This is a genomic window from Corynebacterium wankanglinii, from assembly GCF_013601005.1.
GTDB lineage: Bacteria > Actinomycetota > Actinomycetes > Mycobacteriales > Mycobacteriaceae > Corynebacterium > Corynebacterium wankanglinii.
On record NZ_JABFED010000001.1, the window covers coordinates 70,277 to 96,298 of the forward strand.

The 26,022-nt window shown below is 64.7% G+C and carries 18 protein-coding genes and 1 tRNA gene; 10 read left to right on the forward strand and 9 right to left on the reverse strand.

Features of this window, described 5'->3' with window-relative positions:
• Positions 1-60: 60 nt before the first annotated feature.
• From HMA55_RS00360 to HMA55_RS00375, 4 genes are read right to left on the reverse strand one after another with little or no spacing between them, the layout of a single operon-like run.
• Positions 61-873: an MBL fold metallo-hydrolase gene (locus HMA55_RS00360; protein ID WP_181191120.1), complete on the reverse strand. Its 813-nt coding sequence runs from the start codon at positions 871-873 to the stop codon at positions 61-63.
• A gap of 40 nt (positions 874-913) precedes the next feature.
• The gene (locus tag HMA55_RS00365) at positions 914-1,369 is read right to left on the reverse strand and encodes a RidA family protein (protein ID WP_181191121.1); all 456 of its coding nucleotides are present in this window, start codon (positions 1,367-1,369) and stop codon (positions 914-916) included.
• Positions 1,370-1,525 (reverse strand): DUF4177 domain-containing protein, encoded by a 156-nt coding sequence (locus tag HMA55_RS00370; RefSeq protein ID WP_181191122.1) that lies wholly within the window; start codon positions 1,523-1,525, stop codon positions 1,370-1,372.
• Between the two features lie 15 nt (positions 1,526-1,540).
• Positions 1,541-1,900 carry a WhiB family transcriptional regulator gene (locus HMA55_RS00375; protein WP_181191123.1) on the reverse strand — a complete coding sequence of 120 codons (360 nt, stop codon included), beginning with the start codon at positions 1,898-1,900 and terminating at the stop codon, positions 1,541-1,543.
• A gap of 178 nt (positions 1,901-2,078) precedes the next feature.
• Between HMA55_RS00375 and HMA55_RS00380 the strand changes: the two genes are divergently transcribed.
• Positions 2,079-4,496: a penicillin-binding protein gene (locus tag HMA55_RS00380; RefSeq protein ID WP_181191124.1), complete on the forward strand. Its 2,418-nt coding sequence runs from the start codon at positions 2,079-2,081 to the stop codon at positions 4,494-4,496.
• On the opposite strand, the gene HMA55_RS00385 is transcribed toward HMA55_RS00380, so the two are convergent.
• Entirely contained in the window at positions 4,493-4,942 is a 450-nt protein-coding gene (locus HMA55_RS00385; protein WP_181191125.1) for a GatB/YqeY domain-containing protein, read from the reverse strand. The genes HMA55_RS00380 and HMA55_RS00385 overlap by 4 nt on opposite strands.
• 24 nt (positions 4,943-4,966) lie before the next feature.
• Here HMA55_RS00385 and HMA55_RS00390 point away from each other — a divergent pair, with 24 nt between their 5' ends.
• Both HMA55_RS00390 and HMA55_RS00395 read left to right on the forward strand, forming a co-directional pair.
• Positions 4,967-5,860 carry a metallophosphoesterase gene (locus tag HMA55_RS00390; protein WP_181191126.1) on the forward strand — a complete coding sequence of 298 codons (894 nt, stop codon included), beginning with the start codon at positions 4,967-4,969 and terminating at the stop codon, positions 5,858-5,860.
• 99 nt (positions 5,861-5,959) lie between these two features.
• Positions 5,960-6,036 (forward strand) — tRNA-Pro (locus HMA55_RS00395).
• Between the two features lie 198 nt (positions 6,037-6,234).
• Here HMA55_RS00395 and HMA55_RS00400 read toward each other — a convergent pair.
• From HMA55_RS00400 to HMA55_RS00415, 4 genes are all read right to left on the reverse strand, one after another.
• Positions 6,235-9,453: an alkaline phosphatase gene (locus HMA55_RS00400; protein ID WP_181191127.1), complete on the reverse strand. Its 3,219-nt coding sequence runs from the start codon at positions 9,451-9,453 to the stop codon at positions 6,235-6,237.
• 210 nt (positions 9,454-9,663) lie between these two features.
• Positions 9,664-10,650: a CAP domain-containing protein gene (locus tag HMA55_RS00405; protein WP_181191128.1), complete on the reverse strand. Its 987-nt coding sequence runs from the start codon at positions 10,648-10,650 to the stop codon at positions 9,664-9,666.
• Positions 10,651-11,124: 474 nt separating this feature from the next.
• On the reverse strand, positions 11,125-17,889 hold the full coding sequence (locus HMA55_RS00410) for a G5 domain-containing protein (protein ID WP_181191129.1): 6,765 nt from the start codon (positions 17,887-17,889) through the stop codon (positions 11,125-11,127).
• A gap of 107 nt (positions 17,890-17,996) precedes the next feature.
• Positions 17,997-19,385 carry a hypothetical protein gene (locus HMA55_RS00415; RefSeq protein ID WP_181191130.1) on the reverse strand — a complete coding sequence of 463 codons (1,389 nt, stop codon included), beginning with the start codon at positions 19,383-19,385 and terminating at the stop codon, positions 17,997-17,999.
• Between the two features lie 137 nt (positions 19,386-19,522).
• On the opposite strand from HMA55_RS00415, the gene HMA55_RS00420 reads away from it, so the two are divergent.
• Genes HMA55_RS00420 through HMA55_RS00450 form a run of 7 tightly spaced genes read left to right on the forward strand, consistent with a single transcriptional unit; the run spans position 19,523 to position 26,022 of the window.
• Positions 19,523-22,429, forward strand: a complete 2,907-nt coding sequence (locus HMA55_RS00420; RefSeq protein ID WP_181191131.1) for a DUF4040 family protein — start codon at positions 19,523-19,525, stop codon at positions 22,427-22,429.
• Positions 22,430-22,432: 3 nt separating this feature from the next.
• Positions 22,433-22,894 (forward strand): sodium:proton antiporter, encoded by a 462-nt coding sequence (locus tag HMA55_RS00425; RefSeq protein WP_181191132.1) that lies wholly within the window; start codon positions 22,433-22,435, stop codon positions 22,892-22,894.
• The gene (locus HMA55_RS00430) at positions 22,894-24,426 is read left to right on the forward strand and encodes a monovalent cation/H+ antiporter subunit D family protein (protein ID WP_181191133.1); all 1,533 of its coding nucleotides are present in this window, start codon (positions 22,894-22,896) and stop codon (positions 24,424-24,426) included. Before HMA55_RS00425 ends, HMA55_RS00430 begins: the two co-directional genes overlap by 1 nt.
• Positions 24,426-24,863, forward strand: coding sequence for a monovalent cation/H+ antiporter subunit E (locus HMA55_RS00435; protein WP_181191134.1), 438 nt, complete (start codon positions 24,426-24,428; stop codon positions 24,861-24,863). The genes HMA55_RS00430 and HMA55_RS00435 overlap by 1 nt, the downstream gene beginning before the upstream one ends.
• A 3-nt stretch (positions 24,864-24,866) precedes the next feature.
• Complete coding sequence (locus HMA55_RS00440; RefSeq protein ID WP_181191135.1) at positions 24,867-25,133, forward strand: cation:proton antiporter; 267 nt, start codon at positions 24,867-24,869, stop codon at positions 25,131-25,133.
• Between the two features lies 1 nt (position 25,134).
• The gene (locus HMA55_RS00445; RefSeq protein WP_181191136.1) at positions 25,135-25,470 is read left to right on the forward strand and encodes a Na+/H+ antiporter subunit G; all 336 of its coding nucleotides are present in this window, start codon (positions 25,135-25,137) and stop codon (positions 25,468-25,470) included.
• 12 nt (positions 25,471-25,482) lie between these two features.
• The gene (locus HMA55_RS00450; RefSeq protein WP_181191137.1) at positions 25,483-26,022 is read left to right on the forward strand and encodes an RNA polymerase sigma factor; all 540 of its coding nucleotides are present in this window, start codon (positions 25,483-25,485) and stop codon (positions 26,020-26,022) included.

Here is a 26,022-nt window from a genome sequence, read left to right on the forward strand (position 1 = left end):
CTACAACACGCGCCGCCGTCCGGGATGGACAAGCGGCGCGCTAGCTTTTTCTACCGTCGCCTACGATGTTGCCTTGAGGTAGCGCAGCGCCACCCGGGTGGACTGCTCGGCGGCGCCGCGGAGCACAGGATCCACGTCGTCGTAGATCGCATCCACGAGGGTATTGATGTCGGCGTTCTCCCCGTGGGTCTTCAACGCCTCGCGGATCTGGTCCAGGCGCTGGTTGCGCCGGTCGATGTACTTGCGGGCGTAGGCCGACAAGTCCGCGCCCTCGGGGCCGTGGCCCGGGAGCAGGGTAATGTCTTTGCCCTGCTCCTCGAGCAACTCCAGGGAGTCCAGGTACGCGCCCAAGTCTCCATCCGTCTCAGAGATCATGGTGGTGTGGCGACCGGCGATGGTGTCGCCGGTGATGATGGCTTCCAGCTCGGTGGAGGCGGGATCGCCCGGATAGACAAAGAAGCACACCGAATCGCTGGTGTGCCCCGGTGTAGCAACCACCTTCAGCTGCGGGGTGACGCCGTCGACGGTAACCACCTCGCCGTCGCTAAGCGGATCAGCGCCAGAGCTGTACTGCGGGTCAAACGCGCGAACAGGAGCACCGGTGAGCTGACGGAAACGCTCAGCGCCGTCCGCGTGGTCGTGGTGGCGGTGGGTGAGGAGGATAAGCGCGACCTCCCCCGCCTTCGAGTGGAGCACGTTGAGGTGGCCTTCATCCTCCGGGCCCGGATCGACGACGATGCTGCGCTGATCCCCCTCCCCCTTGATCACCCAGGAGTTGGTCCCCTCGAGCGCCGCGTAGCTGGGGTTCGGCGCCAAGACCACCGCGGCGTTGGCGGTCACAGGGCGCAGTTGGCTGTAAGCGGGATGTTCCATACGCCCCAGCGTACCCGCTTAGCAGCCGAATTAAAGCGAACTAGCTCTTCAGCTCAACGACGAGCTCGACCTCAACCGGCGAGTCCATCGGCAGCACGGCAACGCCCACCGCGGAGCGTGCGTGAGCGCCTGCCTCGCCGAAAACTTCCTGCATGAGCTCGGACGCGCCGTTGATGACGGCCGGTTGGCCAGTGAACGCCGGATCGGACGCCACAAAACCCACGACCTTGAGCACGCGGGCGACGTTGTCGATGCCCACCAGCGCGTCCACCGCAGCGATTGCGTTGAGCGCGCTCTGGCGGGCGTAACCGTAGGCGTCCTCCGCCGATACTTCCGCGCCGACCTTGCCGGTGGCGGGCAGCGCGCCGTCTACGAACGGGAGCTGCCCGGACGTCCAGACCTGGTTGCCTGCCTGGACCGCGGGGACGTAGGCCGCGACCGGCGCGGCGACAGCGGGCAGCTCGATGCCGAGTTCCTGCAGGCGCTCAGTCCACATCTACTCGGCCTCCCGCTTCATGTAGGCGATCACGTTGTCCTGGGTCGGCCCCGGGGTGACGGTGACAAGTTCCCAACCGTCCTCGCCCCAGGTATCCAGAATCTGCTTGGTTGCGTGCGTGAGCAACGGAACCGTTGCGTACTCCCATTTCGTCATGGCGCCCAAGACTACCTAGAGCCCGACAACTTCGCCGCCGGCGGCCAGGTGCTCGGCCCAATCCGTCACGTGCGGGTTCTTGCGCAAAACGGCGCGCCGCTGCCGCTCGGTCAGCCCGCCCCACACGCCGAACTCCACCTTGTTATCCAGGGCATCTGCGCGGCACTCAGTGAGCACAGGGCAGGAACGACAGATGGCCGCGGCTTTACGCTGCTCAGCGCCCCGAACGAAGAGGGCGTCCGGATCCTTGCCGCGGCACTGCGCGTGCGTTACCCAATCCTCGCGGTCAAAGACGAGATGCCCGGATGCGTCGCACTTGCGGGACGTCACTCGCTGAGCGTTGCGCTGCGCGGTGTTTGCCAAAGCTGTGGTCATAGCCGTGCTCCTTTGCCCGAGTCTCCGCGCCGTTACGGGGCGCGGTTTATTCATTCGATCGCATAACCGCGATCCCATGTAAATATAATCACAGCTAAAATCTTCCTGTCGAATGGGTCACAATTTTGGGGGGTCTTTTGTATTCCCCCGCGCGCGTTGCGTCATTTAAGGTATTGGCGTGTCCGCACTGAAATCCCTTGGAAGCCTGTTGGCCGCCCTCGTTGCGGCCGCGCTGGCCATCGCGCTCTGCCTTGCGCCCATTGCAGGTTTAGGCGGTGCCGCAATCGCGCGCACCGACGAGACGATGCAATCCAATCTCTCCGACCTCACCCACGGCGAAGTTCCCGGCGTTACCACGATTAACGACGCCTACGGCGAGCCCATGGCCTGGATTTACAAGCAACGCCGCTACGAGGTCCCAAGCACCGGGATCTCCCAGTACGCCAAGGACGCCCTCGTGTCCACAGAGGACCGTCGCTTCTACCAGCACGAGGGCGTGGACATGCAGGGATTCGCCCGCGCGATGGTGACGAACGTGCTGGCTGGCGGCGTGGAACAGGGCGCGTCCACAATCAACCAGCAGTACGTGAAGAACTACCTGTGGCTTGTCGATGCAGAGAACGAGGAGGAAGCCAGCGCAGCCACCGAGCAGTCCATCCCCCGCAAGTTGCGGGAGATGCGAATGGCGTCCGATTTAGACAAGACGCTGGAGAAGGACGAAATCCTCACGAGGTACCTCAACCTCGTTTCCTTTGGCAACCATGCGTTCGGCATCGAGGCGGCAGCCCGCACGTACTTCGACGTCTCCGCACACGAGCTCAACCCGGCGCAGGCGGCCCTGCTCGTTGGCCTCCTGCAATCCGTGGAGGGTTTGAACCCCTACACCAACCCGGAGGGTGCAATGCAACGCCGCAACACCGTCCTGAACAACATGGCCGCGGAGGGGTACCTGGATCAGGCGGAGGCCGACCGTTTTGCGGGCGCGCCGCTCGGCATCCTGGACAAGCCGCACACCCTGCCACAGGGCTGCATCACCGCCGGCGACAAGGGGTTCATGTGCGACTACGCCCTGCGCTACCTGGCGGACAAAGGGCTCGACTTGGACACCATCCAGTCCGGGTCCTACACCATCACCACCACCCTCGACCCAGCGGTGCAGGAGGTGGCCACCGGTGCGGTGCGCCGCAACGTCAGCCCGTACACCCCGGGCGTGGCGGAAGTCATGAACATCGTCCGCCCCGGCGCCGATTCCCGCGACATCCTGGCCATGGCGTCTTCCCGCTTCTACGGGTTGGACCTGGATCAAAGCCAGACCGTCCTACCCCAGCCCACCTCCCTGGTGGGTGCGGGCGCCGGCTCGGTGTTCAAGATCTTCACCGCCGCCACCGCCCTGGAGCAGGGCTACGGCCTAAACACCATGCTGGACACCCCGGTGCGTTCGGTGGTCTACGGGATGGGCGACGGCGGCGCGGAGAACTGCCCGCCTGACGCGTACTGCGTGGAAAATGCGGGCGTGTACGCGCCCCGCATGACGTTGCAGGACGCGTTGGCCCAGTCGCCGAACACGACCTTCATCGAGCTGATCCAGAAAACCGGTGTGGCGCCTGTGGTGGACACCGCCGTGCGCCTGGGGCTGCGCTCGTACACGGACGAGAACTCGTTCGGCGACGGGCGATCCATCGCGCAGGCCGCGAAAGAAGAAAACATGGGTGCGTTCACCTTGGGCCCGCTAGCGGTCAATGCCCTCGAGCTGTCCAACGTGGGCGCGACCCTAGCTTCCGGCGGGCGCTGGTGCGAGCCCAACCCGATCAAGGAGGTGCTGGACGAGCACGGCAAACAGGTCTTCATCAACCGCCCCGCCTGCGAGCAAGCCATCAGCCCCGAGGTCGCCGGCGCACTGTCGCAGGGCATGTCCAAGGACGCCACGGAAGGCACTGCGGCAGCCTCCGCCCGCAACAACGGCTGGTCCGCTCTGACCGCAGCGAAGACGGGTACGACGGAGTCCCACCAGTCCACGGCGTTTTTGGGTTTCACCCGCGGCATGGCGGCCGCGCCGTACATCTACAACGACGGCACCCAGTCCACCCCGCTGTGCACCGCCCCGGTGCGACAGTGCCCGTACGGCACCCTGTTCGGGGGAAACGAGGCGGCGGACACGTGGTTCCAGGCCGCGGCGGGAGTCCCAGGAGCGGCAACAGGGGGCCTCCCCCCGACCAATGCGGTCTACGAGCGCGGGACGATGCGCACGGCCCTCGACGCGGTGGTGGGACAGTACTCCTCGGCGGCGAAATCCCAGTTGGAGTCGCAGGGCTACACCGTTGTGGTGAACACCGTCTACGGCAGCGGCTCCCCCGCTGGCACGGTGGTGTCGGCGATCCAGGACGGGCCAGGCAATACCGTCACGTTGAACATTTCCGACGGTAACGGCACCCCGCCCAGCGCCAACACGGCAACACCTCCGGCCGCGCCCGCCGCGCCCTCACCGCCGGCTGCCCCGCCCTCACCGAGTCCCGCCGCCCCGCTCGACTTCGGCGGGATCGAGCAATCGCTTACCGACGCCCGCGATGCGATCGCCGACGTCTTCTCCAACCCCTAACCCAAGCGGGATTTCACCGCTTCCGAAATGCGCTTGCCGTCGGCGCGGCCCTCGGCCTTGGCCGTGGCAGCCTTCATCACCTGCCCCATTTGGGCCATTGAGTCGGCGCCGGTCTCGGCGATAGCTTCGTCGATAAGCTGCGCGAGCTCGGCGTCATCGAGCTGCTTGGGCTGGTACGCCTCGAGGACCTTCGCCTCGGCGAGCTCAGTCTCGGCGAGGTCCTCGCGGCCGTTGGTGGTGTAGATTTCCGCGGACTCGCGGCGCTTCTTGATCTCGCGGGCGATGATTTTCTGAATCTCCGCGTCGTCCACCTCGTGCTTGGACCCCTCGGTCTCAGCCGTCTGGATCGCGGCCAGCAGCATACGGATAGTGCCGGTGCGGTCCTTTTCCTTCGCCTTCATGGCTTCTTTGAGGTCTGCACGGATCTGGTCTTTCAATGCACTCATGGCAGCGAGGTTACAGTGGTGCCGATGAAGAAGTTGACAGGAATTGGGGCACTTGGCATTTCCGCAGGCGCATCCGCGCTCGCGTGGGGGTTCGCGCAGCGCGACAACTTTCACCTGCGCGAGTACGAACTGCCGCTGCTGGAGCCGGGCGTACTACGGGGACGCGACGAGTTTCGCATCCTCCATGTTTCCGATCTGCACATGATCCCAGGGCAGCGCAAGAAGGTGGAGTTCGTCTCCGGCCTCGACACACTGGAGCCGGACCTTGTGGTCAACACCGGGGACAACCTCTCCGACAAGGGCGGGGTGCCGTGGGTGATAGACGCGCTGGGGCCGCTGCTCAACCGTCCGGGCGCATTCGTCTTCGGCACCAACGATTACTGGGCCCCACGGCCGGTGAACCCGGCGAAGTACCTCACCGGCGCGAAGCGCGAGCCGTCCTATGAGGACCTGCCGTGGGAGGGCATGCGCGCCGCGTTCATCGAGCGCGGCTGGCGCGACGCCACCCACCAGCGCCTCGAGTTCAAGGCTTCCGACGTCCGCCTCGCGCTCACCGGCGTGGACGACCCGCACCACGAGCTAGACGACTACTCGCGTGTTGCAGGAGCGCCCAACGTTGACGCAGACCTGTCTATCGGGCTGCTGCACGCGCCGTACCGACGGGTGCTGGACGCGTTCGAGGCGGACGGCTACCAGCTTGCCCTCGCAGGCCACACGCACGGCGGGCAAATCTGCCTGCCTGGTGGCCGTGCCATTGTGACCAACGCGGACATCGACCGGGAACGGGCCTCCGGACTGCACCCGTACGGCAGGATGTGGATGGAAGTTTCCAACGGCCTGGGACAGTCCAAGTACGCGCCCGTGCGACTGTTCTGCCCGCCGTCCGCGACGCTGCTCCGCGTAGTGGAAAAGCGGTAATCGGCTGGGAGCTTGCCGCCCCTGGCCAGCTGTTTTGTCCCACGCGCCAGCCGGGGGTATTGTGTTCCGAGTACCGAGGGCAAGCGCCCGAGATACAACCGGGATATGGCGCAGCTTGGTAGCGCGCTTCGTTCGGGACGAAGAGGTCGCAGGTTCAAATCCTGTTATCCCGACCATAGAAAACCCGCCTGTGTGGCGGGTTTTTGCGTTTGGCTGCCTTATGTGCCCTTTCTCAGCCACGGGCGGAGTCTGAGATGATGCGGCTGAGGCAGTGCGGCCTGTGCAGCGCGACCCAGGCCTTGTGCCCTAAACGCCCCGCCACCCCCGGGTTTGCGACCAGAACCGGGAGGGCGGGGCGTGTCGATGCCAGGCAGTTAGAACTTGGCAACCGGGCCGAGCACGGAGTCGACCGCGAACGGGAAGACCAGCGCGATCAGCGAGACCAGGCCGAGCACAGCCGACAGCGCCAGGATGACGGTCAGCAGCGGGTTGGATGCCGAGGAACCCTCCGCGGAGGCCGCCGGGTTGGTGTCCTCCGGCTTGGGCTCAGCGGGCTTGGTGTCCTCCGGCTTGGCCTCGACGGGCTTCATCTTGTTGTCGAAGGTGAGGCCGTGGTTGATGCCGTCGATGCCGAGGGCGTTGTTGACCAGGAAGAACAGGTCCGTCTGGTCGATCTGGCCGGTGACGTTGGCCGCGCCCGGGCCGGATGCGGCCACACGCAGTTGCGAACCGGTGTGCTCCTGGCCACCCAGGGCAACGGCATCCTCGTTGCTCTTTGCGGTGGCGAAGTTGACGGCCATGGTGGAGCCCTCAACGGTGGTCAGCTGCGTGACGCGGCCGGCGGTGTTGCCGCCCTCGTAGGTGATCTGGGCGGTGTGGGCGTGGTCGGCGGTGGCGACGATGAGGGTTTCCTCACCGGTCTTGTTCACCCAGTTCTGCACGGCCTGGACAGCCTCGTCGAGCTGGCCGACCTCACCGATCAGGCCGCAGGCGTCCGCCTGGTGGTCAGCCTTGTCCGGGGATGCGGACTCGACCTGCAGCAGGAAGCCGTTGTCGTTCTGCAGCAGCTCCAGTGCCTTGGTGGTCATGGCGGACAGGCGCGGGGTCTCAGCGGTGAACTCCGGGTTGGCCACACAGGTTGCGGGCGCCTGGTCGCCGCCGTCGGTGGTCGGGATGGACTGGTTCAGCACACGCGGCATGTTGCCGCCGGAGAACAGGCCCAGCACCGGCTTATCGGCGTTGGCCTCCGCAATGGCGTTGAGCTCGGAAGCGTTGGTGACAACCTGGTAGCCGTTGTCCTTGGCGTTATCCAGGACGGACTTGCCTGCAGTCCAGGTGTTGCCGTTTTCGCCCCACTGGCCGCCCTGCTTCACCTCGGCGTCGAAGTACTTGCGGCCGCCGCCCAAGGTGACGTCGGCACGCAGGTCGACGATCTGCTCGGAGATGGAGCCAAGGCCGCCGTTCTCGCGCAGCTGCTCACCCTTGGCAGGCTTAAGATCGCCGGACGGCGCGTAGTAGGAGCGGTTTAGCGCGTGGGCAGCGAAGGCTGCCGGGGTGGCGTCCTGGATCTCGGCGGTGGTGACGTTGCCGATCTTCATGCCCTTGGCCTTGGCCAGCTCGCCGATGGTGGCGACAGGCTTGCCTGCGTTGTCTACGCCGATGGCGCCGTTGTACGTTTTCACGCCGGAGTTCCACGCGGTGCCGGACGCTGCCGAGTCGGTGACGTAGTTGGGAAGGCCGGTCTCTTTATCCAGCGCGAAGGTGGTCAGGTAACCGGTGTAATCCAGGTTGTCCAGGCCCTCGAGGCGGCCGGCGGAGCCCTTGAGGTAGTTGCGCGCCGCGGTGATCTCGGAGTCGCCCGTACCGTCGCCGATCAGCAGCACCACGTTCTTGGCCTTGGACTTGTCAAGCTCTTGGCCCTTGGCGCCGAACTGGGAGCACTCCCCTACCTTCGGCGCGGTGCCAGCAGAGACGAGGTAGCACAGCTCATTGCCGGGCTTCGCCTGTCGACGGTTCGCCAGCGACTGCACCTTGTTGCCCTTCGCAATCTCCCACGGCTGTTGGCCGCCCGGGGTGCCGCCGTTGAGGCGCAGCGCGTTCGCCATGACGTAGAAGGCGTCGGTCTGATCCAGCTGGCCGTTGACGTTCTCGGAGCCCGGCCCGTAGCCCGCGATGCGCACCTGGGTGCCGGTGTGCATCATGGAGCCGGTCTTCAGGTCCCCGTCGACAACCTCCCATGGCTGGGTGCCGAAGGCGACGGACATGACCGCACCGTTGTCCTTGGGCGAGGTCAGGCGGGTCACGGCAGCGACGGACGGCTCGCCGTCTGGGACGATCTCCGCGGTGTGCGCGTGGTCTGCGGTGACCACGATGAGGGTGTTCTTGTCCTTCTTGGCAAAGTCGAGGGCTTCTTTAATCACCTCGTCGATCTGCTCAGTCTCGCCGATGAGGCCGCAGGCGTCGGCGGCGTGGTCCGCCTTGTCAATGGAAGCGGATTCGACCTGCAGGAAGAAGCCCTTGTCGGCGGAGGGGTCGTCGAGAAGCTCGATAGCTTTCTTCGTCATCTCGGCAGCGGTCGGCTCGTTGCCGGTGTCCTGCAGCGTGCAAGACTGCGGCTGCTGCTCCTCGGCGACGCCCGGGACGGTCTGGTTGTAGCGACGGGTCATGTTGCCGTCGTTGAACAGGCCCAGCACCGGGGAGTTCTGGTCTGCCTTGGTGATGCCGTCCAGACCAGCCTGGTCGTCGACGACCTGGTAGCCCTTGGCAATGGCGTTGTCGCGAACGGTCTTGCCCGCCTCCCACTCGGCGCCGCCGTCGTTCTTTTCGGTGAGGAACGGGTTGCGGTTCTCACCGCCGGCCTGCACCTCGGTGTCGAAGTACTTGCGGCCGCCGCCGAGGGTGACGTCGGCGCGGGTATCAATGATCTGCTCGGAGATGGAGCCCAGACCGCCGTTCTCGCGCGCCTCCGCTCCCTGCACAACCTTCTTCTCTCCCGACGGCGCGTAGTAGCCGCGCTGGGAGATGTGGGAGTGCATCGCGCCCGGGGTTGCGTCCTGGATCTCAGCGGTGGAGACGTTACCAGTGCGCATACCGGCGTTCTTGGCCATTTCCAGGAGGTTCTCATGCGGCTTGCCCGTGATGTCCACGGAGAGCGCACGGTTGTAGGTCTTCGCGCCGGTGGACCAGCCGGTGGCGGACGCAGCGGAGTCGGTCACGTACTGGCGCTTGCCGTCCTCACCGACAGCGAACGTGGTGTACGCGCCCGACGCGGTGAGCTCATCCAGGCCTTCGAATCGGCCGTTTGCGCCCTTGAGGTAGTTGCGGGCCGCGGTGATTTCCTGGTGGCCCATGCCGTCGCCCAGGATGAAGATGACGTTGCGGGCCTGAGCATCGGAGTTGCCCTGGCCGCCCTTGCCAAACTGGGTGCAGTCGCCCGGCTGCGGGGCAACGACGTTGCCCTCGCCGTCGATGGTGATGCAGGTGTCTTTACCGTTGAAATTCTGCTCCGGAGCAGCAATGGAAGTGGGCAGGTTCGCCATAGCCAGCGCAGATACGCTGACCACGGTCGCGGCTGCCTTAAACGGGAAACGCATGAGAAGGTTCCTTGAGTAACGAGCGGTTAGATGCCGGTTTTTCAACCAGCTGGCAAGCTACGCCGACTACGTTTCCTCCAGGAGACGCTCAGGTGAATTTTAGGTGACACCAAGATACCGCCAGCTCAGGGGCATTCATCCCCGGGCGTCAATTGGAAACCAATGCCACTAAGCGCGTGTTCATCCTCCCGCGGACCCTCCGCCGGAGGGTTAGCCGATGCGCGGAAGCCCCAGCTGCGCAGCCAGGTCCGGCGCAACCACCGGCAGTGCCACCGCAGCCGCGCCGAGGGCGACCAGCAGCGCCGCGACGACACCGACGACGATGCCAACGGTGCTGCTGGATTGCTCATCCGCCGGAGCGGGCTGCTCCTCGGTTGGCTGCTGTGCGGTCGTCGAGTTCGTCGCAGCCGCCGTCGCCCTCTCGCTCGCGGTCGCGGTCGCGGTTGCGGTCGCCGTCGCGGCGGCTGTCGACGTCCCTCCGGTCTTCGGCACAACCTCTTTCAAAGTCGGGGTCGGCTTCGGTGCCGGCGGGAGTTCGGGCACAGACGGTGTCATGGACGGCTGCGCTACCGACGTCGGTGCGAGCGGGATCTGTGCCGATGAGGTCTTTTCCGTCTTCTGCGTCGACGTGCCTCCCACCGTCCCGCCCGCCGCGGGGTCCAGGCCTCGGGCGGCAGAGGCGGCCTTGTCCAGCACAAGTTTGCCGTTGGCGGATGTGCGCAGCACCCGGAAACGGAGCGCATCCTTGCCCGAGCCCTCGACGATGTCGTACGTGACGGCGTACCCCTTGGTATCCCGCGGTTGCGCAACCGCACCAACCCCGAGCCGCTGCCTGGCACCCTCGGGGACATAGAACGGCGCGTCGCTCTTCTTGGCGGATTGCGTCACGCCGTCAGGGGCGAGTTGTGCCTCTCCCCTGCCTTGCACGTTGACGGGGATCGCGTCGATGAAGAACATGGTGGTCCCCCACACATTGCCATCCTCGTCGCGCACGAGCCCGATGCCCATACCCTGGGCGTCCGCGCGCAGCAGGTTTTCGTTGTGGACCGGGGAGTTACGCCAGCCCTCGAACAGTTGCTCCGCCACCCGCTTCCACTCAGAGTCGGTGTCCGCGTAGTACCCCTGGACGATGATGTTCTCGCCGGAGTGCCCCCACTTTTGCATGTCCGAGTGGCGGAAGGACCCGGGCGCGACCATGGCCCCTTCGAGTCGTACTGTGGCTTGCCCCAGTGGGGATCGTCCTGGTCAGCGATCATATGTCGTGACCAGGCGAGCGCTTGCTCGTCGTAAAGCTTGTGCGTGACTAGCGGGTGCAGGCCGTTTGTTTCACGGTACTCGTTGATCATCTCCTCGATCGCCTGCGCGGCGAGCCGAGCGCGCACTTCTGTGGAGTTCACGTTGACTGTTGCGGTTTGCGCGTCCGCCTCTGGCAGGGGTGCGATTTGGACGGCGGCGAGCGGAAGCGCCAGCGCAAGTGCGAGCGCGGGCAGGGTGGACCGTTTCACGGGGGCTCCTTTTCACTGGAATATGACACCTTTAAGGTACGACGATCTCGCCGGATCCACACGGTGCTCCCCGAATTAAAGTCACGGGGGCAATTGCTTATGGACGCAAAAACCGCCCCGGCGACCCAACGTCACCGGGGCGGTTTATCACGCGAGGGGGTGTGCCCTACTTCTTCGAGGACCTCGCTGACTCAGCAGTGTTGTCATCCTTCGAGGAGCCGAGCACGGTCAGCCCGTTGTCAAAGCCGTCCTCGGAGCACGCCTGCGCCACCAGCACGCCGGTAAGCGAGAGCAGCGCAATCGCGCCGAGTGCGATGCCGGCCGGCTGCAGCTGCTCCGCCACCGGGGCGAAGCGCTGGTTGATCGCGTTGACCTGACCCTCGATCTCGCGGACAAACTCCGGCTTCTCAACGCCGTGGCCGACACCGAAGTCCGGCATGTTGCGGCGAACCGCTTCGTCGAACCGCGCGTTGAGCTGCTGGATCTGCGGACCGAACGCCTCGTTGACGCCGTAGCCCACCGCGCCGAGGATGCCTAGCGGCAGCAGCCACAGGAACGGGCTGTTTGCGGCGAACGCGTTAGCCAGGCAGCGACGTGCCTTGTCGGAGGAGGCCTTGTCGTCCTCCGGCGTCGGAACGGCTTCACCATCCGCAATGGTGACTTCCATTTCAACACTGGAAGTGTTGCCGTTCGCATCGGTGACCTCGACAGGCAGCTTCACCTTCGTGCCAGGCTTGGCGTCCGCCGGCGGCGTCACGCGCAGCTTGCCGGTATCCGGGTCAACGCTGCCTTCCCAGCCTTCCGGCCATTCGAGCTTGCGGTACCTGTTGCCCTCAACGTGGCCGGTGGAGGGCTCAACATCCGCCGTCTGCCCCGGGCGCAGCGTCACAGGGCTGTACGTCAATTCGGCTACGAGGTCCTTCGTGCCGATCTCGAAGATGTAGTCGACCGGCTCGGTGACAACCTCGCCCTTGCCGTTGACGTAGCGCTTCAGGCCCGGCACGCCGTCCTGAACAACGCGCGACTCGCCACGGGTGAGCTCCGGGTTCTGGCGCACCTGCACCTGGAACGGGATCTCCTCCGCCCACTCCACATCGTCTGCCGGCTTGCTGCCCACGCGGACAACGCGCTGGACCGGCTCCTTGACCGTGTTCACCGTGGGCTCACCATTGACAACCTGGATCTTCACCTGGCCTGCGGCGCCCTTGACGTCCTCAACCTCGACGCCCGGTTCAAGCGTTGGATCCCAGACAATCTTGGTGGTGAACGGAAGCTCGACGATCCGCTCGAAGTCCGGCAGCGGCTGCGGTGCGTCCGGCTTCTTGGTGCCGACGCGGATGACCGCGTTCGTGGGTGCGACCGTCTGCTTGGCCGTGGTGATCGGATCACCGAACGGCCTGCCATCCTTCAGCCCCTGGACGGTGGTGACGACTTCCTCACCAACCTCCCCCTGGGCAATGACCTGGGTGCCCTCAGGCAGGTTCGGGTCCTCGATGACTTCGGTGTCGAACGGCACCGGACGGGTCACAGTGGTGACAGCCTTGTCGTCCGAATCGTCCGGACCGTACTCGACGATACGTTCAACCGCCGCCGAGTCCTCGAGCTTGACTACCTCACCGGTCTTGATGTCGATCCTGTAGCGGACAAGGCCGGCCTTGCCTTCCTGCACGATCTTCCGCTCGCCCGGTTCAAGCTTGAAGTTCGGGCGGACGGTGGTGCCGAAGGGCTGCACTGAGGTGAACTCAAACGGGTTGGTTATCACCTTGTACGTACCGACCTTGATGATGTGGTCGGTCGCCGCAGTGGTCTCCTCCGTGCCGTCGGCGCGGTGAATCACCCGGCCCGGCTTGCCTTCTTGCACCGTCTCGTACTTGCCAGCCTCGAGTTGGGCATCGAGGACGACGGTCACCTTGAACGGGGTCTCCTCGGTCCACTCGACGCCATCAGCCGGCTTGCTGCCGACGCGTACAACGCGCTGCACCGGGTTTGTCACCGTTTCAACCTTGGACTTGCCGTCGGCCACAGTGACCTGGACCTTGCCGTCCACACCTGCGACATCCTCGATCTCCTGGCCCGGCTCGAGCGATGGGTCGAAGACAATCTGGGTGGTAAACGGAAGCACCACGGTCTCAGTCACGTTCACCGGCTTGGGCTGCTGCGTCACGGTGGACGTCACTGGCGAAGGCACCACGGTCGAAGTTGTCGTCTCGATCTGCTTCACCGTGGTCGGGACCGTCGTCGCAACGGTGGTCGGCACCCGCGTGGTGACCGTCGTCGGAACGTCCTTCGTCTCAGTCACCGTGGTCGGCATGCCAGCCTTGGTGGTCGTGGACACGACAGTCGTCGGCGTCGCGGTGGTGATGGTGGTCGGCACCTCAACGCGCGTCGTTTCGGTGGTCGTGGACTTCTCAGTAGTGGTCGCCGTCGTGGTAGTCGGCACCGTCGTTGTCTCCGGCTTCGTACCGACGCGGATGATCGCCTTCTTTACCGGCTTCGTCACCTCGGTGGTAATGGTCGGCTCGCCAACCGGCTTGCCGTCCTTGATCTCCTGGGTCGAGGTGATCGTCTCCTCGCCGTTTTCGCCCTGCTGGTCGACCTTCTGCTCGCCCGCGGGCAGTGTCTCGTCGAGAATGAACTCGGTCTCGAACTCGACGGGACGCGTCGTCTCAGACGTCAGCGTCTGATCATCGATCGTCGGTCCGTACTCAATGATCTGGTCCTTCGGCTCCTTGGTCTGCTCCTCCTTGGTGTCCACCTTGGAGTCAGCACCCACAGAAGAGAAGTCGGCGGTGAACTTCTTCTTGCCGTACTCGCCCTCCTGGACGGTCTTGACCTCGCCCGGCTTCAGATCCGGGTTCGCGCGCACAACCGTCTTGAACGGAACCTGGGCCGTCCAGGTCGCGGTGTTCGTCGCCTCGTCCGGCTTCGTACCCACGGTGACAATCTGCTCGGTCGGCTCAGTCACCGTTGTCTCAGAAACGGTCGCCTCACCATTCTGCGCGGAGTTGACCACCGGCTGAGTGATCGTGACCTTCTTCGTGCCCGGCTTACCCTCCTGGGTCACCTTGGACTCGCCCGGAGCAAGGTTCGGGTCATACACAACCTTGACCGAGAACGGAATCTCCGTCTCGTAGGTGTTCACGGCCTGGCCCTCGGTCTTCGTGCCCACGCGAACGACGGCGTTGACCGGCTCCTTGGTGCGCTCAGTGGTCACCTTCGGCTCGCCAACCGGCTTGCCGTCCTTGATCTCCTGCGTCGCAGTCACGGTGTCCACACCGTTCTCGCCCTGCTTATCGACGACCTGCTCACCCGCAGGCAGCGTCGGATCCGCCACAAATGTCGTGTTAAACGGCACCGGGTTCGTCGTCGTCGTGGTCAGCGTCTGGTCCGCAATCGTCGGACCGTACTCAACAATCTTGTCGGTCGGCTCAGTGCGATCCTTCGACTCGGTCACCGTGGCCTGGCCATTGGTGCCCTCAAACGTCGCGGTGTACTTCGCCTCGCCGTTCTTGCCCTCCTGAACGGTCTTGACCTCACCCGGCTTCAAATCCGGGTTCGGACGCACAACCGTCGAGAACGGAATCGGCTCGGTCCACTCAACCTTGTCGGTAGCAGTCGCCTGCTTGGTGCCGACCTTGATCACCTCAGTGGTCGGCTGGGAGGTCACCTTCTCGTCGCGCTGGGTGTCGGTGACCTCGCTGTTGACGATGGTCTGAGTCACCTTGACGGTCTTCTCACCAGCCTTACCCGGTGTCACGACCTCGTAGGTGCCAGCCGGCATCTCCGGGTCGTACTCAACCTTCGTCTCGTACGGCACCGGCTCCGTGTGCTCAACCGTGTTCGACCCCTCAGTCTTCGTGCCCACACGGATGACAGCATCCTCCTTCTGGGTCACGATGGTGGTCTCGACCACCGGGTCACCGGAGGGCTTGCCGTCGACAAGCTTCTGCTTCGAGGTCACGGTTTCTTCGCCGACGACGCCCTGCTTATCGACGACCTGCGTACCCGCCGCCAACGTGTCATCCGAAATGATCTGGGTGTCGAACGGGATCTTTCGGGTGGTCTCGGTGACCAGCTCCTGATCGTCCAGGCGCGGGCCGTACTCGATGATCTCCTCGACCGGGTCCTTTGTGTCCTCGGTCTCAACGACTGCAGCCTGGTCACCGGTCGAGGTGAACTTGGCGGTGTAGGTGCGCTCGCCATTCACGCCCTGCTGAACCACCTTCTGCTCACCGGGCGCGAGTTTCGGGTTCGGGCGGGTGGTGGTGCTGTACGGGATCGGGGCGGTCCAGGTCACATCCTTGGACGCGGTAGCCGGCTTCGTGCCCACCCGTACGACCTCGTTCTTCGGCTCCGCGGTGCGCTTCCAGGTGCCGTCGCGCTGCTGCTTTTCTACGCCCGCAACGCCCTCGGTTTCAACCTCGTACGTACCTGCCGAAAGGGCGGGATCGTAGACGTATTCCACGCCGAACGGGACCTCACGAGTCGGGTTGTCCTCGATGGTGATGACAGCCGTGGTTTCGTCGGTGGATTTGTCCTCGTAGGTCACCGTCACTGGGACGGAAACTGTGTCGCCCTCCTTCGCAGTCTCCGGAATCTGGGAGATGACGTTGCCCTTATCGTCCAGGCTCACAGTCCACTCGCCGTTGGCGGTGGCAACCTTGTAGGTCGGGTTACCGAACTCGTTGTTCTTACCGGTAGCGGTGAAGTTGGCTCCCGGAACAATGACGAACGGTTTCTCCGAGGCGTATCCGACTTCGTCCGGCTTATCCACGCTCAGCGGGGAGGTGATTTGCTCACCCGGGTACGCGGTTTCCTCCGGGTAGCGCGGTTCCGCCTCGTATTTGAAGGAGTGAGCGACGACGGTATCTACCGGCACAGTGTCGGTAGTGCCGTCCGGGTAGGTGACGGTGACGGTGTTGGCCTTCCGATCGCCGCCCTGCGCACCTGCAGGCGGGGTGACGGTGACGGCACCAGTGTTGGGGTCGATCTCGTAGGTCCAGTCGTCGACACTGGTTGCATTCAGCGCAAACGTCGACCCCTCCGGAGCGTTCTGAATTTGGTGAGTGACGGGGGCCTCGGGCTTTGTCACCTCCACCGGGTAGGACGGGTCATAGATGGATTTGTAGTCGCCGACAAGGAAACTCAGCTCCTGCTCGTCGATAGTGCCGTCGGGGTACGTCGCGATGATCCTCGGGCTAGCCATGTCGCCCGCCTTCGCATCTGCGGGCGAGGTTGCGGTCACGGTGCCGTCTCCGGCTACGTTGATGGTCCACCCTGCAGGCACAGTGGCCGGGTCAACCGTGTAGGACGCAGGCTTAACCGGCTTTTGGTTCTTGCCGATCACGCGCTTGAGCGTCGGCGCTGCCGACGTCATCTTCTCGCCGATCTTTCCACGGATGGTCGCAGGCGGGTAGACCACGTCAGTGGTCTGGGTGTTGTTCGGGTCGACGATGACCAGCAGCGGAATGATGTCCTGCGTGCCATTGGAGTAGGTCACCTTCACAATCGGCTGGGCGAAGCTGCCCGGGCGTGCATCAGTACCCGCAGGGGACTCAACGACCACGGTGTAGTCGCCGTTATCCGGATCACGGAAGTACGCGTCCCAGCCCTCGTAGATGTTCGAGTCGTCAAGCTCGATTCGCGCGTTGTACTTCTCCACCAGGTCTGCGAGCGTGTCGCCGTTGGAATCGGGGACGTTGGAGAAGGTGCGGGTTTGACGCTCGTCGGTCGGAGCGTTGTCCGCAACACCAGAAGTGATGTTCTGTTGGCGGGAGTCGTAGTTCGGGTCGTGATTCTTCGCGTCGTCGATATCGAAGGTTTTCGTCGCGATGGTTTCGGGCGAACGGTAACGCTCGGGCGCGAGGCTGGAGTTGTAAACCGTCCCCGGATCGCTGCCGTTCTCTTCGGCAGCCGTCTTCAATCCCGCCAAGTCGCGCGGCAGCGCGATCATCTCGAACGTGATCTCGTCCGTCTTCGTGTATTTGGGCTCGTCCTTGATGTAGTCCGCCATCTCCCAGTAGATGTCGTTGCCCCTGCGGGTGATCTTACCCGGAACCTCGCTGTCCTTCGGATCCTTGGCCTTCGGATTTTTCGCGATGAAGCGGAGGCGCTCAAGGGAGTCATCGTCTGCGGAGACGGTACCGACCTTCACCTCCACGCCGGGGTTGATGACCGTGGCTTCGTAATTATCTTTCTCGTTATCCAGCTGGTCGGCCCAGTCGATGGTGATCGGGGTGCAGTCAGCGTTCTCGCTCGGCCACGGGTTGACAACGCCGTTGACATGAAATTCGCCACTGTCAGAGAAGAAGTAGCCGTAATCTGCCTTCCAGTCATTGTTGTACTGGCCCTTCCACCCGATGGTCATGCCACCGTTGGCGATCTGATTCACCTGGCCCTCGGTGAGATTCATCTCCGTTCTGAACGTCCGGGCCGTCTGGCCGCGTGCCGGCGGATCGATGACCATCTTGGGCACGTCCTGGACGTAGTTCACGGACCCCGTCGCGGGTCTACCGATCGTCTCGCCCGGCTGCAGCGGGGAAAGTGTTACCGTTCTGCTCGAAATCGGCGGGTTGTTCGGGCCGTCGACGACATTCAAAAAGTTAAAAGTGCGCTCGCCGGAGGTGTCCGCCTTGACCTGGAGGCCGAAGTTACGGTCGGTCTTGATCGCCTCGCCCGGCACACGTCGTTCGTAGCTAAGGCCCGAGTTCAACGAAACCTCGTCAGTGAGCTGGACGCCACAGGTCAGCGCCTTGCTGTTGAGCTCGGACTGCTTCGGCGCGACAGGTTCTTGCGTGTCGGTATAGCGAACGTTTTCAGCCGCGGCGGAAGACGGCGCCACGATCGCCGCGCCGCCGAGTGCGAGCGCGATGGTGGACGTGATGACAACGCCGGAACGGCGGGCGCGTGATGCGCGGTCAATTTTGGGCACGTGAGCTCCTTAATTAGCGAGGCCTAGAGCCGCCGAAAAGCGGCTGGCGATAGATAACATCACATCTTAGCGATGTTTGGCTACACGCGCTAAAAAGATTTTTCCGCCTACACGCGCCCCTTCGAGCCTGCTAAACCCGCTGCGGCGAGCATCGCGCTGAGCAGGAACCCCGAAATTATCCCGCGGTAATCTCCTCCGTTACCGGCCGCAGAAACCACCGTGGTAGCCCAGTGCATTGGGGTGGATTGAGAGACCGCAACCACCGTGGCAGGTACCTCACCAGTGGTAGCCGTACGCCACACCCACCCGACGAGCGCAGCCTGAACAACCGACAACACCCCCGCCGTTGCCATACCGACACCTGCCGGGAGCAGCAGGAGTAACACGTACGCCAGTCCCGAGGAAGCAAGGGTTCCCCCGAGCATTCCAGCGAAAACTAACAGGGTCGCGCTGAGATCCAGCCCTGAACCGAGCACCCAAGCAAGGATCGCACCGGCACACGCCGTGAGCACCGAACCCATCCCAAGGATCCACCAACGCCTGCCTGCGGCAAACCACGCCGCAGCCGCTAACGCTGTGCCACCGAAGACAGCCAACACCGCAAGCAGCATCGCAGCCACGGGAGCGAGAGTAGAGCCGGAGGCCTCGCCTTCCTGCGCATTCTGTGCTACCGCTGGCACCGGCAGCGCTGCACGTACCGCGGAGACCTTCTCGGCATTCAGCCCCGCCATGTGGTCGATCTTGCCCACGCCGGCAACGAGTTCGTCGATGCCACCTGTCGCCTGCGAGGTTTGCGACTGCAGCTCCGCCAACCCGCGCGCAAGCTCCGCCGAGCCGTTTGTGGCTGTATATATACCGTCATGAAACCCGTAGCCGGGTGCGGCGAGCTGGTTGGCAAGGTCGCGTGAGCCGTCGCGAAGCTGGTTCATCTTGGCCACAGCGTCCGGCGGCAACTGGGCAGTCTGCGCCTGCTCCCGCAGCCCCGCCAAGGAATCCCGGGCCTTGACTGCCTCTGGGTCCTTCGCATCCTTGAGCTCTTCGAGGGCCCGGTCGATGGCGCCGACCACCTGGCCGCGCACCGCCTCGAAACCGGTGACCTGGCCAACGACCTCCCCGATGGAGTCTGCCAGCTGGGTCGCGCCGGCCCCGAGCTGGCCAGTGCCCGCCTGCAGCTGGACCATGCCGTCGGAGAGTTGTTGGGAACCGGTCTGGGCGGCCGTGAGGGCGTCGATAAGCTGCTGCGTCTGCGCCTGCGCCTCCCCAATGCCTGCGGCGAGCTGGTTCGCGCCTTCCGCAAGCACCTTCGCCTGCTGGCCGGCCTCGCCTGCGGCACGGCGCGCATCGCCCAGATTGTCCGGGCCCACCTGCGGGGCGCCGGAGACTTCTGATTCTCCAACGGTATTCGCCCACGTGTCGGCCGGGCTCATGGGCAGAAACGCCCCGATGAGCAGTGCAAAAAGCGCGCATCCCAACCGCAGACCGTTGCCCGATTTCATGGGATTGTTCTTAGCACTCGCCGTCTCCGCGCTGCGGGAGGCGCGCTGCCGGAAATATGCACCGTTAGAAGCATGTCGGTGGAATTGATACTGTCGTAAGGGTTCTTGCCAAAACCATGGATTGAAATGGGTTCACCATGACACTTCCCCTCGTCATCGGGCTCGTAGCTGCAACGGTTGTTCTCTCCCCGTTGTTGGTGCGTGTCATGGACAGGAAGGCCGGGTATCCGCTTGCGGTGCTGCTGTTCGCCGCAGCTGCCGTGCTTGGCTCGAAATTCTCGGCCGTCTCCCGCGGTGCGGACCTGGTGTGGTCCAAAGAATGGGCGCGCGACGTAATGGGGTCGGGCACCTCCGCCGAGTTCTCCCTCCGCGCGGACGGCCTCGGCATCTTCTTCGCGCTTTTGGCCCTTGTCATCGGCGGCGTTGTCTTCGTGTACTCCGCGGCCTACCTACCCAAAAAGGACGGAAACACCAGCTTCTACACCATCATGACGGCATTTACGCTGTCGGTGCTGTTGCTGGTGCTGGCCAATGACGCGGTGCTGCTGTTCATCGCCTGGGAGCTGGTCTCCATAGCGTCGTTCCTGCTTATCGCCCGTTCCGGCTCCTCCGGCGAGGCGGGGTCCTACCGCACCCTGATCCTGACCTTCTTCGGCGGCCTGACGCTGCTGGCGGGGCTGGCCGTAGCCGCAGTGCAGACGGGCACAACGAGCATCGAAGGCATTCTCGCCTCGGACGTGTGGGGCGATAACGGCGTGACCGTCGTGGTGGCGTTGCTGATCGCGTTTTCCGCATTCACCAAAGCCGCGCAGTTCCCGTTCCACTTCTGGCTGCCGGAGGCCATGGCAGCGGCCACACCGGTGTCCGCGTTCCTGCACGCCGCCGCAGTGGTGAAGGCAGGCGTGTACCTGCTGCTTCGCTTTTCCACCATCTTCCACGACGTCGCAGCATGGAACTACCTCCTGGTGGTCACCGGCCTGTTCACCGCGCTGATGTCCGCGCTGTTTGCCATTACGAAGACGGACCTGAAGCACCTCACCGCGTACTCCACCGTGTCCCACCTGGGCTGGATCGTGGCCGCCATTGGCGTGGGCACCCCTATCGCCCTGGCCGCGGCGTTGACCCACACGCTCGCGCACGCGTTGTTCAAGTCCTCACTGTTCATGCTCATTGGCGTGGTGGACCACGAGGCTGGCACGCGCGACATGCGCCGCCTGGGCCCCATCTACAACAAGATGCCGTTCACCTTCTTCTCCACCATCATCGCCGCCGCCTCCATGGCAGCGGTGCCGCCGCTATTCGGCTTCGTGTCCAAGGAGTCCATCCTGGACGCGTTCCACGAAACGCAGCACGGCGCGCTGCTGCTGACGGTGGCCGGCATCGCCGCGTTCCTCACCTTCGTCTACTCCGCGAAGATCGTGTTCGGGGCGTTTATCGACGGGCCGAGGGACCTCCCCGACGTCCACGAAGCCCCCGTGGCGTTGTGGCTCCCGGCCGCCCTGCCGGGCCTGACCTCGGCCGTTCTCCCGTTCCTGCTTTTCTGGGTGGACAACCCGGTGTCCGCCGGCGTGCGGGCGGTGACTGGCGACGACAGCTTCGCCACCCACCTCGCACTCTGGCACGGCGTGACGCCCCCGTTCCTGGTCTCGGTGGCGGTGCTGGTGGCCGGCGTGGTCTTCGTGCTGTTCTTCCGCAAGCCGGTCTTCGAGGCACTGCGCAACAAGCAGCTCCTGCCGGCGGACGGCCCCGAGGTGCTCAAACGCACCACCCGTGGCCTGTCCGAGTTTGGTAAGCAGCTCGGCTCCCTGGCGGACGGGTTCAACCCGTCGCGGCACCTGTTCCCGCTGCTCGCCTCCGTTGTGGGCATGGGGCTGACCGTGCTGCTGCTGACCGACGGCATCGACGGAGTGACCCCGGCGCCACGTGCAGAGGGCCTGGATGTGTGGTGGGACCTCATCCCGTTCGCCATCATCGCCATGTCTGTGCTCGGCATGGTGCTCACTCGCTCCCGCCTCGCCTCCGCGGTGCTGCTGGGCACCGTCGGCGTGGGCATGACGCTGCAGATGTTCATGCTGGGCGCCCCCGACGTCGCCCTGACCCAGTTCCTCGTTGAGGCACTGACCGTGGTGATCATCCTCGTTGTGCTGCGCTACCAGCCGCGCATGTTCCCGGAGACCAAGACGCGCCGCAAGGTCCTCGCGTCAGTGTTCGCCGTGATCGCCGGCGTGGTCACCTTCTTCGGTGTCTACGGCCTGACCGGACGTCGTGGGCGCTCCGAGCTGGCGGAGTGGTACCTCACCGAGGGCGGCAAGGCCACCGGGGCGGACAACATCGTCGCGGTGATCATTGTGGAATTCCGTGGCTTCGATACCTTGGGCGAGCTGTCGGTCCTCGGCATGGCCGCCGTAGTGATCGCCGCGGTGGTCAGCTCCATGCCGCGCCACCTCTTCGAGGCGGGCACGCGCCCGCGCCCGTTCGGTCAGTCTCAGCTCAACTCCATCCCGCTGCGCAAGGCCGCGGCGCTGGTGGCGCCGGTCCTGGTGGTGCTCTCCGTGCTCATCTTCTTCCGCGGCCACACCGCCCCAGGCGGCGGCTTCGTCGCCGCCCTGGTCATGGCCACGGCGTTTGCCATCAACTACCTCTCACGCGGCGCGGACGCGGACGTGGTGAAGAACCTCACGCCCATCCGGCTCACCGGCTGGGGCATCATCATCGCGATCAGCTCCGGCTTCCTCGGCTTCATCGAAGGCGGGTTCATGTACGCCATCCACGGCGAGATCGCCGGCGAGCACATGACCACGTCCCTGATCTTCGACTTCGGCATCTACCTCGCGGTGCTGGGCATGGTTACCGCCGCCATCAATGCGCTCGGCGGCTACCTGCGCCCCGGCATGGACCTAGCGGATCTGGATTATGCGCGCGACGAGGAAAACCCGCTGCCCCGCGTGCCGGAGCCGGAGCACCCGGAAAACGCCGTGGACGCCCACCCCGAGCCGATCAACCCGGCGCACGACCCGCAACCGGTTATCACGAAGGAGCTCTAACCCATGGTCATGGCACTTACCATCGCGGTCCTTGTCGCGGGATCCGTGTACCTGGTGTTGCAGCGCGGCATGGTGCGCATCGTCTTCGGCATGTCCCTGTTCGGCCACGCCACCAACCTCACGCTGCTTGCCGGCGGCGTGGGCGCGTGGCGCGGAGAGGCGTTTCCCTCCCGCGTGCCGTTCGAGGACATGGGTGACCCCCTGCCCCAGGCGTTCGTCCTCACCGCCATCGTGATCGCGATGGCCACTACTACGATCCTGCTCATGCTCTCCTCGCTGGGCCGCAACGACGACACTGCGGAGCAGCCCACCGGCACGGACGCTGGCTACTCCAAGATGTGGCTGAGCCCGTCTGCGCTGTCCACCGCCGGCCGCAACGCGCGCCTGAACCCGAAGCGGCTGGAGGAGATCCATGCCCGCGAGATCAGCCACGTTGACAACGAAAGCCTGAAGGTGACTGACTAATGGCTGTAGACGCAATCCTGCCCGTCTTCGTGGCACTGCCGCTGATCGTCTCCGCGGTCACGGCGTTAAGCCCCTGGAAACAGCTCAACGACGCACTTGCCCTCATCATCCCCGCCATCAACTTAGGTCTGGGCGTGTGGCTGTACGGCTACACGCGCGACCACGGCACCATCAGCCACGTCATCGGCCTGTACCAGGGTGGCGTGGGAATCTCGTTCGCCGCGGACACGTTCTCGGCGGTGATGATCGTGACCACCATGATCGTGTCGCTGACATCGAACTGGTTCGCCGTCGCGGTAGGCGAGACGCAGTCCCGGTTCTACGTGCCGCTGTCGCTGGTGCTCGTTACCGGCGTTTCCGGCGCGCTGCTCACCGCGGACCTGTTCAACTTCTTCGTCATGATCGAGGTCTGCCTCCTGCCCTCGTACGGCCTGATCGCCATGACGGGCACCCGCCACCGCCTGCTGTCGGCCCGCATGTTCGTGCTGGTGAACCTGGCGGCGTCGACAATGCTCGTGCTCGGCGTGGGCTACCTCTACGCCGTCACAGGCGCGGTGAACCTCGCCGCCCTGCAAGGCGTCGCCGCAGGTCACGGCCCGGCCACGGTAGCCACCGGCATCGTCGTCATCGCCATTGCCGCGAAGGCGGGTGTGTTCCCCGTCTACACCTGGCTGCCGCGCACCTACCCGTCGACGTCCGCCGCCGTCATGGGCTTGTTTTCCGGCCTGCACACCAAGGTCGCCGTCTACATGCTCTTCCGCATCTGGGTGATCATGTTCGACATGGACCCGCGCTGGAACACGCTGCTCATTGTGGTCATGGTCATCTCCATGATCATCGGCGGCTACGCGGGCCTGGCGGAATCCACCATGCGCCGCGTGCTGGCGTACCAGATGGTCAACGGCATGCCGTTCATCCTCATCATGCTGGCATTTACGCAGGACGACGCACGCTACGCGCTGGCCGCCGGCCTGCTCTACACCCTGCACCACATGATCACTATCGCGGCCCTGGTGCTCAACGTCGGCGCGATCGAGGAGACCTACGGCACAGGCACCATGGCGAAGCTGTCCGGCATCGCCCGGCGCGACCCGTGGACGTCTGCAGTGTTTGTCGCCGGCGCGTTTTCCATCGTGGGCTTCCCGCCGTTCTCCGGCATCTTCGGCAAGGTCACCGTGGTGCTGGCGGCGGCGACTCCGGGCGACTGGCGCTCCTGGGTGGCCATCACCGCCATCATCGTCGCGTCCTTCGGCGCGCTGTTGTCCATGATGCGCCTGTGGCAGCGCGTGTTCTGGGGCCGGCCTATGCAGAACTACCCCGAGGCGCTCAACGTGCGCGCAAGCTTCATGCTGCCGTCCGCGGTGCTCATGGTTATCTCGCTGGGCATGTTCATCTTCGCCGGCCACATGTGGGACATCACCACCACCGCCGTGGACGACCTGCTTGACGTTAACGCCTACACTTCGGCCGTACTCGGCGACAACCCTGTCGGCGTCCCGGCGCCCGGCGACACCTTCGGAGGGGAGAACTAATGCGAGGCTTCTTCCACGGCGTGAAGTACGCCGCCTGGATCAGTAAGGAAATCTTCGTCGCCGGCTTCGACGCGGTCGCTGCCGCGTTCAACCCGCGCACGAAGTTTGAACCCATCGTCATTTATTACCCGCTGCGGGTGAACACGGACTGGGATGTGTTCTGGTTCTCCACCTCCATCACCGCAACCCCGGGCACCCTGTCCATGGGCCTGCGCCACCCGGTCACCCCGGGCGGGCCGATCACTCTGCTGGTGCAGGCCGCGTTCGGTTCGGACCCGGAGGATGTCATCGCGGGGTTGGTGGATATGGAGGAGCACCTGCGGCCGTCGTTAAGCGAACGCCCCATCGACCCGAAGACGGTGGCGTGGGAGCCGTACGTGGACCACGGCCCGGACAACACAGGCGAGCACGTGCCACCGGCGGAAAGGATGGATTAAGCCATGTTCACCACTGTCATGCAGGCCTGCATCATCGTGATGTCGGTGAGCCTGCTCGTGTCCCTGGCGGGGGTGATCCTGACCAAGGACGAGCTGTCGCGCGCGGTGATGGCGGACGTGATCTTCTACTCCATGATCGCGATCTTCCTCGTGTGGACGTTGTGGAACTCCTCCGCCATCGGATACGAGATCCCCATCCTCGCCGGCCTGGTGTGCGGCGTGATCCCGACGATCTCCATGGCCCGCATTATCTCGAGAGGACGCCGCTGACATGACCATCGCCGAAATCGTCGTCTCCGCCCTGGTTGTGGTGGCCACCATCTGTGTGGTTGCCACCACCATCCTGCAGCTGCGCGCACCCGACGCCCTTACCCGCGTGAACCTGCTCGGCCCGCTGGTGGTGATCGCGTTTCCGATCTTGGTGGTGGCCAAGCTGATCCGCTCGTGGACCACCACAGGCTTCGACCTCAACGACTTCATCCGTGCCGTCATCGCCATCTTCGCGGTGTGGGTTGTCGGCTCCGTGGCATCGTTCATCATGGGCCGCTCCCTCTACGGCGTGACCGTCACTGATAAAACTCCCCTCGCCGAGCCGCGCAACCGCTAACGTAGTGGGCTTGTGAGCAGAAGCGACGACGCCTACGTCACGGACCTTGCGCTGCGCGCCGGCCGGGGCGACAAGGGCGCGCTCACCGAGTTCATCCGCCTCACCCAAGACGACGTGTGGCGGCTGCTCGCCCACCTCGCCGGCCCCCAGCACGCCGACGACCTCACGCAAGAAACCTACCTGCGCGTCTTAGGCTCCCTGCCGCGGTTCCAAGGCCGCTCCACCGCGCGCACCTGGCTGCTCTCGCTGGCGCGGCGCGCGTGGGTCGACTCCGTGCGCCACGACATGGCGCGCCCCCGCAAATCGGCCGCCGAGTACGAGGACGTCGCCGCCTCCAACCCCAGCCCCGACAACCCCAACACGTGGAGCGATGTCATCGACGCGCGCTCGCTTCTCGACGAGCTGCCGCCCGAACGCCGCGAAGCCTTAGTCCTCACGCAAGTGCTGGGCTACACCTACGAGGAGGCCGCGAAGATCGCCGGCGTGCGGGTGGGCACGATCCGCTCGCGCGTGGCCAGAGCACGGCGGGATCTCGTTGCCGGGAGCCAATAG